The 15,932-nt window shown below is 68.5% G+C and carries 14 protein-coding genes; 3 read left to right on the top strand and 11 right to left on the bottom strand.

Going from position 1 to position 15,932, the window contains the following annotated elements:
• Positions 1-2 precede the first annotated feature (2 nt).
• On the top strand, positions 3-719 hold the full coding sequence (locus ACFVJ3_RS14705; protein WP_378452699.1) for a thioesterase II family protein: 717 nt from the start codon (positions 3-5) through the stop codon (positions 717-719).
• Between the two features lie 26 nt (positions 720-745).
• Here ACFVJ3_RS14705 and ACFVJ3_RS14700 read toward each other — a convergent pair whose 3' ends face one another.
• Genes ACFVJ3_RS14700 through ACFVJ3_RS14690 form a run of 3 tightly spaced genes read right to left on the bottom strand, consistent with a single transcriptional unit; the run spans position 746 to position 3,225 of the window.
• A complete protein-coding gene (locus ACFVJ3_RS14700; protein WP_378452698.1) occupies positions 746-1,945 on the bottom strand; it encodes an SPFH domain-containing protein in 1,200 nt (399 codons plus the stop codon).
• Complete coding sequence (locus ACFVJ3_RS14695; protein ID WP_005241863.1) at positions 1,946-2,377, bottom strand: NfeD family protein; 432 nt, start codon at positions 2,375-2,377, stop codon at positions 1,946-1,948.
• Between the two features lie 8 nt (positions 2,378-2,385).
• Positions 2,386-3,225, bottom strand: coding sequence for a DUF3097 domain-containing protein (locus ACFVJ3_RS14690; protein ID WP_378452697.1), 840 nt, complete (start codon positions 3,223-3,225; stop codon positions 2,386-2,388).
• Between the two features lie 67 nt (positions 3,226-3,292).
• Between ACFVJ3_RS14690 and ACFVJ3_RS14685 the strand changes: the two genes are divergently transcribed.
• Positions 3,293-4,102, top strand: a complete 810-nt coding sequence (locus tag ACFVJ3_RS14685) for a hypothetical protein (RefSeq protein ID WP_378452696.1) — start codon at positions 3,293-3,295, stop codon at positions 4,100-4,102.
• Here ACFVJ3_RS14685 and ACFVJ3_RS14680 read toward each other — a convergent pair.
• The 8 genes from ACFVJ3_RS14680 to ACFVJ3_RS14645 form a co-directional block, all read right to left on the bottom strand.
• Positions 4,068-5,177, bottom strand: a complete 1,110-nt coding sequence (locus ACFVJ3_RS14680; RefSeq protein ID WP_378452695.1) for a ferrochelatase — start codon at positions 5,175-5,177, stop codon at positions 4,068-4,070. The two genes, ACFVJ3_RS14685 and ACFVJ3_RS14680, sit on opposite strands and share 35 nt — an antisense overlap.
• A gap of 41 nt (positions 5,178-5,218) precedes the next feature.
• Entirely contained in the window at positions 5,219-6,016 is a 798-nt protein-coding gene (inhA, locus tag ACFVJ3_RS14675) for an NADH-dependent enoyl-ACP reductase InhA (protein ID WP_005241845.1), read from the bottom strand.
• A 49-nt stretch (positions 6,017-6,065) separates the two neighbouring features.
• Positions 6,066-6,815: a 3-oxoacyl-ACP reductase FabG1 gene (fabG1, locus tag ACFVJ3_RS14670; RefSeq protein WP_378452694.1), complete on the bottom strand. Its 750-nt coding sequence runs from the start codon at positions 6,813-6,815 to the stop codon at positions 6,066-6,068.
• A gap of 93 nt (positions 6,816-6,908) precedes the next feature.
• The gene (locus ACFVJ3_RS14665) at positions 6,909-7,889 is read right to left on the bottom strand and encodes a VWA domain-containing protein (protein WP_378452693.1); all 981 of its coding nucleotides are present in this window, start codon (positions 7,887-7,889) and stop codon (positions 6,909-6,911) included.
• The gene (locus tag ACFVJ3_RS14660) at positions 7,886-8,860 is read right to left on the bottom strand and encodes a DUF58 domain-containing protein (RefSeq protein WP_011598892.1); all 975 of its coding nucleotides are present in this window, start codon (positions 8,858-8,860) and stop codon (positions 7,886-7,888) included. The genes ACFVJ3_RS14665 and ACFVJ3_RS14660 overlap by 4 nt, the downstream gene beginning before the upstream one ends.
• On the bottom strand, positions 8,857-10,032 hold the full coding sequence (locus tag ACFVJ3_RS14655; protein ID WP_378452763.1) for an AAA family ATPase: 1,176 nt from the start codon (positions 10,030-10,032) through the stop codon (positions 8,857-8,859). The genes ACFVJ3_RS14660 and ACFVJ3_RS14655 overlap by 4 nt, the downstream gene beginning before the upstream one ends.
• Before the next feature lie 204 nt (positions 10,033-10,236).
• On the bottom strand, positions 10,237-11,736 hold the full coding sequence (locus tag ACFVJ3_RS14650) for an NlpC/P60 family protein (protein WP_378452762.1): 1,500 nt from the start codon (positions 11,734-11,736) through the stop codon (positions 10,237-10,239).
• A 382-nt stretch (positions 11,737-12,118) separates the two neighbouring features.
• Positions 12,119-12,724 (bottom strand): DUF6676 family protein, encoded by a 606-nt coding sequence (locus ACFVJ3_RS14645; protein ID WP_378452692.1) that lies wholly within the window; start codon positions 12,722-12,724, stop codon positions 12,119-12,121.
• Positions 12,725-13,029: 305 nt separating this feature from the next.
• Between ACFVJ3_RS14645 and acnA the strand changes: the two genes are divergently transcribed.
• A complete protein-coding gene (gene acnA, locus ACFVJ3_RS14640) occupies positions 13,030-15,834 on the top strand; it encodes an aconitate hydratase AcnA (RefSeq protein ID WP_378452691.1) in 2,805 nt (934 codons plus the stop codon).
• The last annotated feature ends 98 nt before the right edge of the window (positions 15,835-15,932 follow it).

The following is a 15,932-nucleotide window of genomic DNA, read 5'->3' as shown; positions in this document are numbered from 1 at the left end:
CCGTGCCCGGCCCCCTCCGGCTGTTCTGCTTTCCCCACGCCGGCGGCGGAGCCTCGACGTACCGTCACTGGAACCGCGCCGTCAGCCCACACGTGACTGTGTGGCCCGTGCAACTGCCCGGCCGGGAGAGCCGTGCCGGCGAGGCCGGGTTCACCGACGTCGAGTCCCTCGTCACCGAGCTCGAGTCCGAGCTCGCCGACCACCTCACGGAGCCGCATGTCTTCTTCGGGCACAGCATGGGCGCGTTGGTGGCGTACCGGCTCGCGTGCCGTCGTCGCGCGGCCGGGCATCCGCTCCCCCGGGCGCTGCTGCTCTCCGCGTACTCGGCGCCGCACCTGCCCTCGCCGCTGCCGCCGGTCGACGACTTGGACGACGCGGCACTGATCGAGTTGCTGCGCGCCACGGGCGGTCTGCCCACCGACCTCCCGGCCAGGCCGGCGTGGCGAGGCCGCTGTCTCCCCGCACTGCGAAACGATCTCCGCCTCTGCGCCGGCTACCGCGATCCCGGAGACCCACCGCTCCCCTGCCCGGTGCATGTACTCGGCGCGGACGCCGATCCGCTGGTCGGCGAGCGGGATCTCCACGCCTGGAATCGGCACACCACCCAGCTGTCCGAGGTGCGCATCATGGCGGGCGATCATTTCTACCTCGACCACACACCCGAACAGCTCTTCCGCGTGCTCCGGCCGTTGCTGCGCCGCTACGCCGCGGCCGGGTAGGGCCTGCGGTCGGATGTCGGACTCCGTCAGTCCCCGTGCGGGGGGACGGGCGGCGGCAGCTGCCCCGGCACATCACCCGGATGCAGCGCCTGCTCGTCGGCGCCACCGGACTTCGCGAGCGGTCCCGGCCCGTCGACTGGGCGCCGGGCCTCGACCTCCGCGGCCCGGACAGCCTGCGCGATCGCCGGGTCGGACTTGGTCTCGAACCAGTCGGCGACCTCCTCCGAATCGTCCTCGGGCTTCGGCAGATCCTCGTCCGTCGTGGACGGCTCATATCGGAACACGCCGTCCTGCCCCTGCGCGCCGAGGGACTTCGCGAAACCCTTGAGGGCGTCACCGAAGTCGCTGGGCACCAGCCACACCTTGTTCGCGTCGCCCTGCGCCATCTGCGGCAGCGTCTGCAGGTACTGGTAGGCGAGGAGTTCGGGGGTGGGCTTGCCGGATTTGATTGCGGCGAACACCTTTTCGATCGCCTTCGCCTGGCCCTGCGCCTGCAGGTACTTGGCGGCCCGGTCACCCTGCGCCCGCAGGATGCGGGACTGCCGCTCACCCTCCGCGGTGAGGATCGACGCCTGCTTCGCGCCCTCCGCGGCGAGGATACGGGACTGCTTGTCACCCTCCGCCGTCTTGATGGCCGACTCCCGGTGGCCCTCGGCGGTGAGGATGGTGGCCCGCTTCTCGCGGTCCGCCTTCATCTGCTTCTCCATCGACTCCTGGATCGACGGCGGCGGATCGATGCTCTTGAGCTCGACCCGGGCGACGCGCAGACCCCACCGGCCGGTGGCCTCGTCCAGCACGCCGCGCAGCTGCCCGTTGATGGAGTCACGGGACGTGAGCGTCTCCTCCAATGTCATACCGCCGACGACGTTGCGCAGTGTGGTGGTCGTCAACTGCTCGACGCCGACGATGTAATTGCTGATCTCATACACCGCGGCCTGCGGGTTGGTGACCTGGAAGTACACGACGGTGTCGATGTTCAGCGTCAGGTTGTCCTGGGTGATCACCGGCTGCGGCGGGAACGACACCACCCGTTCGCGCAGATCCACCTTGGCCCGGATGCGGTCCGCGAAGGGGATCAGGAACGTCAACTGGCCCGACACGGTCCGCGCGTACCGGCCGAGACGCTCGATCACCGCGGCCTCGGCCTGCGGCACCAAGGCCACCGATTTGGCCACCACCAGGGCGACGAACAACACGAGCACGATCAGTACGATGAGCGCTGCCATCTACGGTCCCCTCCATACGACGGCGGTCGCGCCGTCAATTTGCATTACCGTCACGGTCGTTCCCGGTGGATACACTTCCGTGCTGTCGAGCGGGCGGGCCGTCCAGACATCCCCGCCGAGCTTGATCTGCCCCGCGTGTTCGGCGACTTCCTCGAGCACCAGGGCCTGCTTGCCGGTCAGCGCCTCGATTCCGGTCGGGGTCGGCGGCGGGGTCTCGAACTTACGCAACAACACCGGCCGCACCCCGAGGATCAGGGCGAGGGACAGCACGCCGAAGATCACCGCGTCGACCCAGACCGGAAAGTCGGTGATCGCGGTGACCCCGGCCGTGGCCAGCGCACCGCCCGCCAGCATGAGGAGGAAGAAGTCCCCCGTCAACGCTTCCGCGGCGGCGAGCAGCACCCCCGCTACCAGCCAAATCAATGCAGCCACAACACCATCTAACCAGAATCTCCGGAACCGACGGTGACGAAGTCGACCAGCTGTTCGACCGCCCCGATCAGCGGCGCCTCGAGGTCCCGGAACGTGTCGACGGCCGAATAGACCCGGCGCCAGCCGTCGCGCGGTGTCCCCCACCCCAATTCGCGGCACACCCCGGTCTTCCAGTCCTCACCGCGCGGGATCTTCGGCCACGCCTCGATGCCCACCGCCGACGGGCGGACCGCCTCCCACACGTCGATGAACGGGTGCCCGGTCACGAGCACGTTCGGCCCTAGCCCCTGGGTCAGCTGGGTTTCCTTGGACCCGGTGACGAGGTGATCGACGAGCACGCCGACGCGCCGTCCGGGACCGGGACGGAACTCGGCGAGCCGCTCCCCGAGATTGTCGAGACCCTCGAGATGCTCGACGACGACACCTTCGACGCGCAGGTCGTGCCCCCACACCCGCTCCACGAGGGCGGCGTCGTGCACGCCCTCCACCCAGATCCGGCTCGCCAGCGCCGTCCGGGCCCGCAGCCCCTCCACCTTGGTGGATCCCGACGCCGATCGCGTGGTCGCCGGACCGGCGGGCGTGGCCGCCGGTCGGACCAGGGTGACCGGTTTCCCGTCCATCAGGAACGCCGCCTCCCGCATCGCGAACAACCGGGTGCGCCGCGCCCCGTCCTCGAGCCGCACGAAATCGCCGTCATAGGTGCGCTCGAACCCCACCACCGCCCCGCAGAAACCGGTGCCCGCGTCCTCGACCACCAGGTCCCGCTCGGCCGGGACCGTCGGCGTCACGGGCTTCCTCGCGCGTGGGTGGCCGGAAAAGATGTCGCCGTATCTGTCGCCTCCGCTCACGGGCGCTGACGCTATGCCAGCGACGCCGTTACGCACACTCCGCCACGCCGACATATGCTCGTTTATCGTGACTTCACCCAGCGCCACTCTCACCGTGTGGGCCAGTTCCTGGCTCGCCGGGAACAGTGCACCCGACGACGTCATCGACGCCCTCCACGCATGGGCGCCGATGCACCTCGCGTGCGCGGAGGATCCGGTGACGGCCGGTCGCACCGGGCTGCCGTGGCCCGACCCGCAGGACGCCGGGGTGACGGCGCTGCTCCAGACGATGCGCCGCGCCGTGTCGCAACCCGAGACCGAGATCCGGCTGGTCCTGCCCGGACCCGGAGACGTGCGCGGGCTTCCCGCGGGCACCGAATTCGCGTCCGCCGCGATCAGCGCGGGCGAAGGTGTGCTCGTCGGACCGCCCGGCCGGTCCGGAACGGGGCTCGTCCCGCACGTCGAGGGCCCCGACGTGCTGCGCTGGACGGTGTCGACGATCGAGCCGCTTCCCCTCGACGCCCACCACACCGGACTGGGCGAGGCCGAGTTCACGATGCGGCAGGCGGTGCGCGACGCCGCGGCCGCACTCGAGGCACTGCACATGCTCGATTCCGGGTTCGGCGCCGATCCGCGCGCCCTGATCGCCGATGCGCTGGCGCAGTCCGCCCGTCACCGGTATCCGACGACGATCGCCCCGCGGGCGCTACGGATCCTGGACTCGGCCGATCAGGTGGCCGCGATCCTCACGGTCGCCGAGCAGATGGCCCCCGCGCGCACCGTGTCCGCGTCGGGTGCCGCCACCCTGGAAGACCTGCTGCGGCCCCTGCGTTCGGCGGTGCGCTCGGCGCGCACCGCCGCCGTCAATGCGTGTGCGCGGGACGGCCTGACGGCCTGACCACGGCCTTACAGCAGTCCACCGCGCAGGACTGCCCGTCCAGGGTCGAACCGAGCAGCGGCTCGGACCCGAGCCGCTCGGCGGGTGTGCCGGCCAGCTGCTCGGTCACCAGTGCGACGACGAGTTCGGCGAAACGCCGATCCGTTCCGGGGGTGGCCGCACGCACGAAGTCGATGCCGAGTTCGGCCGCCCTGTCCCGCGCCTCGGTGTCGAGATCCCACACCACCTCCAGGTGATCGGACACGAACCCCACCGGGCACACGATCACCGCGCCCACACCGCGGGCGGCGAGGACGTCCAGGTGGTCGCAGATGTCCGGCTCGAGCCACGGCACCTGGGGCGGCCCGGACCGGGACTGCCACACCAGGTCGAAGTCGTCGAAGCCGGCGGTGCGGGCGGTGAGCCGGGCCGCCTCGGCCACCTGCCGGCTGTAGAGACGACCACCGTCCGCGGGCGGTCCCGCGTTGACGTCCGCGGACACCGGCACGGAATGCGCGGTGAACACCAGCCGCGCGCCGGCCCGTCGCCCGGCGGGAAGCTGCGCCGCGGCCTCGCGGACGGCGTCGGCGAACGCCCCGATCAGCAGCGGGTGGTCGTAGTACTGCCGCAGCTTCAGCAGGTGCGGTGCCCCGTCCCCGGCCGCGGCCCGCGCCCGGGCGACGTCCTCGTGGTACTGCCTGCAGCCCGAGTACCCGCCCCACGCCGACGTCGGGAACACGAGGGCGGACCGCACCCCGTCCGTACCCATCCGGGCGACGGTGTCCTCGACCATCGGATGCCAGTTCCGGTTACCGAAATAGACGGGCAGATCCATTCCGGCGCTTGCCAATTCGTATTCGACGTGGGAGATGATGTCGCGATTGAGGGCGTTGATCGGCGACACGCCCCCGAAATGCAGGTAGTGCTCGGCGACCGCGTCCAGACGTTCGGGCGGCACCCCCCTGCCCCGGGTGACGTTCTCCAGGAACGGGCGCACGTCGGCGGGCTGCTCCGGACCCCCGAACGACAACACGAGAAGGGCATCGAACCGGGAACCGGAACCGTCCGTCGAATTCGCAGCGATCATGATCCCCATCTTCCGTGCTGCCGTTCGGGGCGCACTCCCCGGGTAGTGCCCTAGCCGGCCATCGCGTGGGCGCCACCGTCGACGTAGATGATCGACGCGGTGGTGCCGGGCAGCCAGTCGGACAGCACGGTGCACACGGTCTTCGCGACCGGCTCCGGGTCGTCGACGTTCCAGCCGATGGGCGCGCGCTCGTCCCACGCCGTGTTGAGTTCGTTCATCTGCTTGGCGTCGTCGGTGGCGGTACCGGCGATCGCCTTGGCGGCGAGGGTCTTGATCGGGCCCGCCGCGACGAGGTTGGAGCGGATACCGCGTTCGCCGACCTCCTTGGCGACATACCGGTTCACCGACTCGAGGGTGGCCTTGGCGACACCCATCCAGTTGTAGAACGGCACCGCGCGCGCGGGATCGAAGTCCATGCCGACGATCGACGCGTTGTCGTTCAGCACCGGCAGCAGCGCCTTCGACAGCGACGCGTACGAGTAGGCGGAGACCTCGAAGGCCACACCCACATCGGACCACGGTGCGTCGAAGAACGGGCTGCCCAGGCAGGACCGCGGCGCGAACGCGATGGAGTGCACGACGCCGTCGACGCCCTCGGGCGCGATCTCCCGGATGCGGTCGGCGAGGCTCGCGAGGTGCTCCGGGTTCTGTACGTCGAGTTCGAGCGCAGGCGGCACCGGCTGCGGCAGGCGCTGCGCGATGCGGTCGATCAGCCGGAGACGGTCGAATCCGGTGATGATCACCTTGGCGCCCTGTTCCTGGGCGACCTTGGCGACGTGGAACGCGATGGACGCGTCCGTGATGATGCCGGTGACGAGAATGGTCTTACCTTCGAGCAATCCGCCCATGAGGTGTCCTCCTGTGAAGAAAAAGTCCGGGAAGTGGGAGTGGGGAGAGCTAGTGGCCCATGCCGAGGCCGCCGTCGACGGGAATCACCGCGCCGGAGACGTAGGCGGAATCGTCGGAGGCCAGGAAGCTCACCACTGCGGCGACCTCCTCGGGCTTGCCCTGCCGCTGTAGCGGGACCGCGCCGGTGATCATGTCCTTGTACTTGTCGTCGAGGACCGCGGTCATGTCGGTGTCGATGAATCCCGGGGCCACCACGTTCGCGGTGATGGAACGGGAACCGAGTTCACGGGTCAGCGACCGCGCGATGCCGACCACACCGGCCTTCGACGCCGCGTAGTTCACCTGGCCGGGACCACCGGCCAGACCGACGACGGACCCCAGGAACACGAACCGGCCGAACCGCGCCCGCAGCATCGACCGCGTGGCCCGCTTCGCGACGCGGAACGCGCCGGTCAGGTTGGCGTCGACGACGGAGGTGAACTGCTCCTCGGTCATCCGCATGATCAGCGTGTCGTCGGTGATGCCGGCGTTCGCGACGAGAACCTCGACGGGACCCTGGTGCGCTTCCACTTCCTTGAAGGCCCGGTCGACCGACTCGGAGTCGGTGACGTCGCACTGGACGCCGAACAGGCCGTCGGGCGCACCCGAACCGCGGTGTGTGACCGCGACCTTGTGCCCGTCCGCCGCGAGGCGCTGCGCGACAGCGAGGCCGATCCCGCGGTTGCCGCCGGTGACGAGCACCGACCGAGGAGTGGACACCGTCCTAACTGACGCGTCAGTAGTTTGTGGGGTAGACATGGGGATCAACCTATCTGTTCAGATGTGCAGAAGTGGAAGTGCGGGGCCGCGGTCAGCAGGGCGCTGATGCCGAGAACGCCGCCGGAACGCAGATCACGGCAGCCGTTGACGCAGGACCAGCGCGAGGATCAGCCCCGCCGTGGCGGACAGGACACCCAGCACGAGCCAGGGGCGGCTGGCGTCGCCGCGGGTGGTCTCGAAACCGATCTGCTCCTCGAGGGTGTCGTACACGTCGCGCAGTTCCTCCAGGCTCGAGGCCGTGAAGAAGCTGCCCCCGGAGAGATTCGCGATCTCCCGCAGCGACGGATCGTCCACAGGCACCGGGATCCGTTCGTCCTCGATCTCGACCTTGCCGTAGCTGGTGCCGAACGAGATCGTCGAGATGGGGACGTCCTTGTCCTTCGCCTGCCGGGCCGCGGTGAATCCGCCGCGCGGATCGTCCGGGTTCTCGGGCACCGTCTGCTTGCCGTCCGAGAGCAGCACGATGCGGGCGGGCGGCGCCTGATCGCTGCCGCCGAGCACCGCGGCCAGCGTGTCGATCGACTGCAGCGACGTGAAGATCGCCTCACCGGTGGCGGTCCGCTCGCTCAGCTGCAGATTGTCGATCGCGACCTTCGACGCCTCCCGGTTGGTGGTCGGCGACACCAGCACCGACGCCGTGCCGGCGAACGCGACGAGACCGAGGTTGATGCCGGGGGTCAGCCCGTCGGCGAACGACTTCGCGGCGTCCTGCGCGGCGGCCAGCCGGGTCGGTTCCACGTCGGTCGCCTTCATCGACAACGAGACGTCGATGACGAGGATCACGGTGGCCCGGTTCCGCGGAACCCGCTTGTCCTCCGTCGGTCCGGCCAGCGCCACGCTGAAGAACACCAGCGCCAGCACCATCAGCAGCGCCGGAACGTGCCGGGCTCGTCCGGGCCGCGACGGCGCGACCTTCTCGAGGAGCGCGAAGTTGGTGAACCGGAGGGTGTGCTTCTGCCGCTGACGCTGCACCCACACGTATCCCGCGACCAATGCCACGACGACCAGGAGGAAGAGCAGCCACCACGGTGAGGTGAACTGGGAAAGGCTCACCGGCGGGACCTCTGGTTCGTCGCGGTGCCGTAACTGTGCTTCCGGGCGGACACGAACCGCACGACATCCGAGATCCAGTCCCGGTCGGTCCGCAGACTGAGCAGCGGGGCGCCGCAGCGCCGCAACGACTGCTCCACCTGCAGGCGGTGCTCGTCCGCGGCCCGCGCGAAGTCGGCGCGCAGTTGCGGTGTGGTCGTGAACTCGCGGGTCCGTCCGGACTCCGGATCGTGCAGCACTACATCCCCTATGTCGGGTAATTCCAGATCTCGCGGGTCGAGCACCTCGACACCGAGTACGTCGTGGCGTCCCGAGATCGCCCGCAGCGACCGCTCCCAATCGATCGGTCCCAGGAAGTCACTGATGACGACGGCCAGACCGCGGCGACGCTGGGGTCGGCGCAACGACTCCACCGCACCCTGCAGGTCGCCCCGCACCCCGTCCGGGGCGTGCGGGGTGGTCGCGATCTGACGCAGCATCGCCTGCGCGTGGATGCGGCCGCCGCGGGCCGGGATCCGGGTGGTCTGGGCGCCGGTCGAGACGATCGCCCCGATCCGGTTCCCGCCGCCGCTGGTCAGATGGGTGACGGCGGCGGCAGCAGCCACCACGAGGTCCCGCTTCTCGCAGCCGGCGGTACCGAAATCGAGGCTCGACGACAGATCGACGACGAGCCATGTCTCGAGTTCCCGGTCGGCCACCGACTGCCGGACGTGCGGGTGCGTCGTCCGGGCGGTCACCGACCAGTCCATCTGACGCACGTCGTCACCCGGCTGATATTCGCGCGCATCACCCGGTTCGGAGCCCGGTCCCGGGATCAGGCCCAGATGGTCGCCGTGCAGCACGCCGTCGAGGCGGCGGCGGACGGTCAGTTCCAGCGTCCGCAGCGCAGCGGACAGTTTGGGATCACGGAGTTCGCCGGAGCGAAACGACGGCGGCGGGCCGGAGCTCTGCGCACCGGCGGTACGCGCACTCACCGTGGCTGGCTCATCGCCGTCGGTCCGGGCACCGACGTGGACGGGACGGGCGGTCCGTGGTGACCGGCGGGCGCGGCCGGGACCGTCGTCGGCTGTGCGGCGATCTGCGGCAGACCCACCGTCTGCAGCACGCGGGAGATGACGTCGTCCGGGCTGACCTCGTCGGCGAGAGCGTCATACGACAGCACGAGACGGTGCCGCAGCACGTCCGGGATCACCTCGAGCACGTCCTGCGGCACCACGTAGTCACGCCCGCGCAGCAACGCCAGCGCCCGGGCCGAGGAGATGATGCCCAGCGTCGCGCGCGGCGACGCGCCGTACGCGATCCAGCCGTCGACCTCGGGGAGACCGAACTCGGCCGGCGTGCGCGTGGCCGCGATGACCCGGACCACGTAGTCGACGAGCGCATGGTGCACGAAGACACCGCTCGCGACTTTCTGCAGGCGGACGAGCTCCTCGGGATCGAGCACCTGGTGGGGTTCCGGCGCGTCGACACCCATCCGGTAGACGATCTCGCGCTCCTCCTCCACTGTCGGGTAGTCGACGAGGATCTTGAACAGGAAGCGGTCGCGCTGCGCCTCCGGCAGCGGGTACACACCCTCGTTCTCGATCGGGTTCTGCGTCGCCATCACCAGGAACGGGTCGGGCATGTGGTACCGCTTGCCGCCGATCGAGACGTGCCGCTCGGCCATCACCTCGAGAAGCGCCGACTGCACCTTCGCCGGCGCGCGGTTGATCTCGTCGGCGAGCACGAAGTTCGCGACGACGGGACCGAGCTCGGTGTCGAACTCCTCGCGCCCCTGCCGGTAGATGCGCGTACCGATCAGGTCGGTGGGCACCAGGTCGGGGGTGAACTGGACACGCGAGAAGGATCCGCCGACCACCTTCGCGAACGTCTCGACGGCCAGGGTCTTCGCGACACCCGGCACACCCTCGAGCAGCACGTGCCCCTTCGCGAGCAGACCGACCAGGATCCGCTCCACGAGGCGGTCCTGCCCGACGATCACGCGCTTGACCTCGTAGATCGCGCGTTCCAGCGTCTGGACGTCGGCGACGAGACTGGGCGCGAGCGTCTTCGTCGTCGCGCTCTGCGTGCCCGCATTCTGTGAGGGGGCATTCGGCGCGGTGACGTTCTGGGGACCCGATCCGTTGGCCGCACCCCCGTTCTTCACACCTTCGGGAGCGTCCTTCGCGGGCGACTCCTTCCGGGCTGCACCCTCCGATACCGCATCATCACGTGAGGTCACCAAGAATCCACCGCTTTCACCTAGATCGTTCCGCCCGTTCACGTACTTGCTCAACTATTCCAGGTGCAAGCAACCCCCGCCGCAACCAAGCACGATCCGCACTGCGAACTACTTCATCGACACCATGGATCACGACACCATACGGACAGCGTAAGGGGTCATGCCATCCCATCGCACCGGGGAGATCTTGACGACGTCTCCCGACTCGGGGGCCTCGAGCATCTGGTCGTCTCCGAGATACAGGGCGACGTGCTGGCTGGCGTTCGGGCCCCAGAAGATCATGTCGCCGCGCTGCATCTCCTCCGAGGGAACCTGGTTGCCCGCGGTGTACTGATACCCGGTGTAGTGCGGCAAGGAGATGCCGATCCCGGCGAACGCGTAGATCATCAGACCGGAGCAGTCGAAACCGACCTTGTTGAAGTCGCCGTAACTGTCGGCGACGCCGCCGTCGCGGATGCCGAGGGTGGGGCCGTTCTCGTCGCCGCCGCCCCACGCGTACTCCACACCGATCTGGGACAGTCCCCGGTCGATGACGGTCTCGATGGCCTCGCTGCCGGTCAGGTCCTCACCGCTGGTCGACGGTTTCGACTTGGGGGTGGACTTGGGCGTGGTCGTTCCGCCGTCGGCCGAGGAGTCGGAGTCCTCGTCCTCCGAGTCCTCCTCGATCGTGGTGTGCGCGCGCTGCCCCGCGGCGAGTTCCGCGGCGCGTTGTCGTGCCGCCTCGTTGGCGGCGACCCGCGCCGCGGCCTGCGTCGCGGCCTCCCGGGCGGCGGCGGCGATGGCGGCCTTCTGCGCGTCCTCGGCGCGTTTCTGCTCCTCCCACGTGGCGTACGCCTCACGTTGCCCCTGCAGCCCCGCGACGTTCCCGCGGGCGGCGTCGAGCTGGGCTTGGGCGGCGGCGCGGTTGCTCTCGATCTGTGCCTTCTCGGCCGCCTGATCCTGCAGCGCCGACCGGGCGATCGCGATCGCCTGCTCCGCCAGCGACTTCTTCGACACGGCCCGGTCGGCGGCCACGTCCGCCTGCTGCTTCGCCTCGCGTGCCGAGGAATCCTTGTTGGCCTGCGCGGTCCGTGCCCGCTGCAGACCTTCGAGCACCGCATTCTGGCTGGTGGCCAGGAGTTTCAGAACCTGCGCGCGATCCAGGACGTCGCCGGGACCCTGGGCGCCCAGGTACGTCGAGATCGAGGAGACGTTGGTGCCCTGCGTGTAGCTCGACCGGGCGTACTTGTCGAAGTCCTTCTGCGCGAGTTCGATCTGCGCCCCGGCGTCGCGCAGCGCCTGTTGCGAGGCCCCGACCACACTGGCCGCGAGATCGGCGGCGCTGCGGGCGTTCTGCAGATCGACCAGAGCCCGATTCACGTCCTCGCGCTTGATGGCGACCTCGTTGTCGAGCTGAGCGAGCTGCTGATCCGCGGTGGCGACCTGGTTGATCAGTTCGCTGACCTGCCCGAGGCCCGCCGACACCTGGGTCTGGGCCTGCACGATGTCGTTGTCGGACGGATTCGGCGGCGGGGGTGGCACCGCTACGGCCAGGCCGGGCGTGCTGCCGACCAGGGCTCCGACGATGCCCAGTCCGATCAGGAGGCGCGCCGTGCGAGTGTGCCCGCGGGAGAAGCTACGGTGCCCCACTCCAGCTCGTGCTTGTCGCTTCACAACACTCTCCCTCGGTTCTGCACCGATCACGCACACCGCGCCGTGCTCGTCGTGGGGAGAAATTTTCGGCAGCCACACCTTCCCGCGTTTCGGCGACACCGACATACACCGGATCGCCGTCACTCTGGACGTCAATCACCAGCCTGCGACACTTCTTCCCCAAGAGCGCCAAATGCACCGTACGACACTTCCGGACTCTATGGAAACTTTAGTCACAAATAACACATGAGTAATTTGACCAGCGGAAATGTCGAACTGTGAATCGTCGGCGCCTTTTACGTGCATCGACGCAGGCAGCGGCCACGCTGGGGTGAATTGGGAAATTGCCGCCGAGTTATCCCGGGAATTCGGGAGAGCGTCAGGGCTTCTGCCGCTCGTACGACGTGCCGGCCCCTGCCGTGCTGTCGCCCTTTTCTGCGGTGTCGTCACGGGATACGGACGCCCGGCGCGATTTCGCGAAGAACGTGGCAGCCGACGCGATCACGACGATCGCGACGATGACGGCCGTGAACAAGGCCCACGGGGGGCCCGGCTCGATCACCTCGTCGGCGAAGTGATTCGCGGAGACCACCGCATCGCCGGTGTAGGTGCGGTCCTGACCCGATTCGAGCAGAACCCGGCTGATCGAATCGCTGTACGTGCCGACCCAGCTGGGACTCAGCACCAGAACGGTGCCACCCTCTTCCGCCCCGACCTCGGTCGCGAGGTCGCGCAGCTGCGAATCGCGGCCGGGATCCTCGTCCAGCACCACGATGCTCAGCTTGATCCCGTGCTCGGCCGCGCGGTCGACCACGGCGGCGAGTTCCCTCGCCTCGTCGGCAGGCGCCGACACGCCGTCGTCGGACACGTCCGCGACCACGTCGGAGACGTCGATGTCTTCCGGAAGGTCCGTCGACAATGGGAGGGCCGAATGGGCGGGGAGCATGACACTGGCAGGAAGTGCGGTGGCGATAGGGGCAGGCATCTCTCATCCGGGTTTGCTGTAGGAACGTAAGCCTCGCGTGAACACTACGTGAGGAGTCCCCGAAGTTCCGTTCCGTCCGCGCGCGTCCCGCATCGCGGTCGAGGAGAATCGCCGAGGGAACGCGCTCGATTCCGCCCCGAATTCTCACAGGACAAGCGTACTGTTAGACTATCGGAGGTACCGCGGTAAGGGCCGATTCCGTCATCGCTAGCACTACAGCGCACACGGATCAGCCGTGCCCGCAGTGCCTGCAGCCGTCGACACAGCCCCGTCGGCGGCGACCCTCATAGACGAGTGGAGCTGACGTGAGCACGAGTATTGATTCGTTCGGCGCCAAAGGCACCCTCGAGGTCGGTGAGAACTCCTACGAGATCTTCCGCCTCTCGGCCGTGCCCGGCACCGAAAAATTGCCCTATGCACTGAAGGTTCTCGCCGAGAACCTGCTTCGCACCGAGGACGGCGCGAACATCACCGCCGACCACGTTCGCGCCATCGCGAGCTGGGATCCATCGGCCGACCCGAACGTCGAGATCCAGTTCACGCCTGCCCGCGTGATCATGCAGGACTTCACCGGCGTCCCCTGCATCGTGGACCTCGCCACCATGCGTGAAGCGGTCACCGCGCTCGGCGGCGACCCGAATAAGGTGAACCCCCTCGCACCCGCCGAAATGGTCATCGACCACTCGGTCATCATCGACGTCGCCGGCCGCGCCGACGCGTTCGAGCGCAACGTCGAGATCGAGTACTCCCGCAACGGTGAGCGCTACCAGTTCCTCCGCTGGGGCCAGGGCGCGTTCGACGACTTCAAGGTCGTCCCCCCGGGCACCGGCATCGTCCACCAGGTCAACATCGAGCACCTGGCCCGGACGATCATGGTCCGTAACGGCCAGGCGTACCCCGACACCTGCGTCGGCACCGACTCGCACACCACGATGGTCAACGGCCTGGGCGTGCTGGGCTGGGGCGTCGGCGGCATCGAGGCCGAGGCCGCCATGCTCGGCCAGCCCGTCTCCATGCTGATCCCGCGCGTCGTCGGTTTCAAGCTGACCGGTGAGATCAAGCCCGGCGTCACCGCCACCGACGTGGTCCTCACCGTCACCGACATGCTGCGCAAGCACGGCGTCGTCGGCAAGTTCGTCGAGTTCTACGGCAAGGGTGTGGCCGAGGTTCCGCTGGCCAACCGCGCGACGCTCGGCAACATGAGCCCCGAGTTCGGTTCCACCGCCGCGATCTTCCCGATCGACGCCGAGACCGTCAGCTACCTCCGCCTGACCGGCCGCTCCGAGGAGCAGCTCGCCCTCGTCGAGGCGTACGCGAAGGAACAGGGCCTCTGGCACGACGCCGACCACGAGCCCGAGTACTCCGAGTACCTCGAACTCGACCTCGGTGACGTGGTTCCGTCCATCGCGGGCCCGAAGCGCCCGCAGGACCGAATCCTGTTGTCGGACTCGAAGAACGCGTTCCGCAAGGACATCCACAACTACGTGGAGGAGCACCACCCCACGGGTCACTCGCAGCTCGACGAGGCCGTCGAGGAGTCGTTCCCCGCGAGCGATCCCGCCGCCCTGTCGTTCGCCGACGACGGCGCCGTCGACGTGCAGTCGGCCGCCAACGGAGCCGAGGGCCGCCCGACCAAGCCGGTCAAGGTTCTGTCCGAGGACAAGGGCGAGTTCATCCTCGACCACGGTGCCGTCGTGATCGCGTCGATCACCTCCTGCACCAACACGTCCAACCCGTCGGTCATGCTGGGCGCCGCCCTGCTGGCCCGCAACGCCGTCGAGAAGGGCCTGTCCGCCAAGCCGTGGGTCAAGACGTCCATGGCTCCCGGTTCGCAGGTCGTCACCGACTACTACAACAAGTCCGGTCTCTGGCCGTACCTGGAGAAGCTCGGCTTCTACCTCGTCGGCTACGGCTGCGCCACCTGCATCGGCAACTCCGGCCCGCTGGACGAGCAGATCTCGCAGGCCATCCAGGACAACGACCTCACCGCAACCGCGGTGCTGTCGGGTAACCGCAACTTCGAGGGACGCATCTCCCCCGACGTCAAGATGAACTACCTGGCCTCCCCGCCGCTGGTCATCGCGTACGCCCTCGCCGGCACGATGGACTTCGACTTCGAGCACGACGCCCTCGGCACGGACGCCGACGGCAACGACGTGTTCCTGAAGGACATCTGGCCCTCCGCGCAGGAGATCCAGGAGACCATCAACTCCTCGATCAGCCAGGAGATGTACGTCAAGGGTTACGCGGACGTCTTCAAGGGCGACGAGCGCTGGCGCGGCCTGCCCACCCCGGAGGGCAAGACCTTCGAGTGGGACGCCAACTCCACCTACGTGCGGAAGCCACCCTACTTCGACGGCATGCCGAAGGAGCCGACCCCGGTCAGCGACATCAAGGGCGCCCGCGTCCTCGCGCTGCTCGGCGACTCGGTCACAACGGACCACATCTCCCCGGCCGGCAACATCAAGGCCGGAACGCCCGCGTCGCAGTACCTGGACGCGAACGGCATCGACCGCAAGGACTACAACTCCTACGGCTCGCGTCGCGGTAACCACGAGGTGATGATCCGCGGCACGTTCGCGAACATCCGTCTGCGCAACCAGCTCCTCGACGACGTCTCCGGTGGCTACACCCGCGACTTCACCCAGGACGGTGGCCCGCAGGCGTTCATCTACGACGCGTCGCAGAACTACCAGGAGGCCGGCATCCCGCTGGTCGTGCTGGGCGGCAAGGAGTACGGCTCCGGATCGTCCCGTGACTGGGCCGCCAAGGGCACCAGCCTCCTCGGCGTCAAGGCCGTCATCACCGAGTCGTTCGAGCGCATCCACCGCTCCAACCTCATCGGCATGGGCGTTGTGCCGCTGCAGTTCCCGGCCGGCGAGTCCGCTGCGTCGCTGAAGCTGGACGGCACCGAGGTCTTCGACATCGAAGGCGTCGAGAAGCTCAACGAGGGTGTCACGCCGAAGACCGTCAAGGTCACGGCAACCCGCGAGAACGGCGAGAAGGTCGTCTTCGACGCGGTCGTGCGCATCGACACGCCCGGCGAGGCCGACTACTACCGCAACGGCGGCATCCTGCAGTACGTGCTCCGCAACATGATCAAGGGCTAGGCGTTACCGCGCCTGTGCGTGATCTCTGCCCGCAGGCGCTACGCACCTGTGAGTGTTTTCGGCCATGACAGGCACGAAGCGCGCACGACCAGTTTCAG

The organism is Rhodococcus sp. NPDC127593, assembly GCF_042671975.1.
GTDB lineage: Bacteria > Actinomycetota > Actinomycetes > Mycobacteriales > Mycobacteriaceae > Rhodococcus_F.
Note: the sequence above shows the minus strand (reverse complement) of the source record. Positions and strands in the feature narration are given on the sequence as shown.

Excerpts from the sequence above, each read along its gene's own strand:
- inhA (WP_005241845.1), bottom strand. The coding sequence starts at position 6,016 with ATGGGCGGATTGCTCGAAGGTAAGACCATTCTCGTCACCGGCATCATC.
- ACFVJ3_RS14700 (WP_378452698.1), bottom strand. The coding sequence starts at position 1,945 with ATGGCAGCGCTCATCGTACTGATCGTGCTCGTGTTGTTCGTCGCCCTG.
- ACFVJ3_RS14645 (WP_378452692.1), bottom strand. The coding sequence starts at position 12,724 with ATGCCTGCCCCTATCGCCACCGCACTTCCTGCCAGTGTCATGCTCCCC.
- fabG1 (WP_378452694.1), bottom strand. The coding sequence starts at position 6,815 with ATGTCTACCCCACAAACTACTGACGCGTCAGTTAGGACGGTGTCCACT.
- ACFVJ3_RS14680 (WP_378452695.1), bottom strand. The coding sequence starts at position 5,177 with ATGGGGATCATGATCGCTGCGAATTCGACGGACGGTTCCGGTTCCCGG.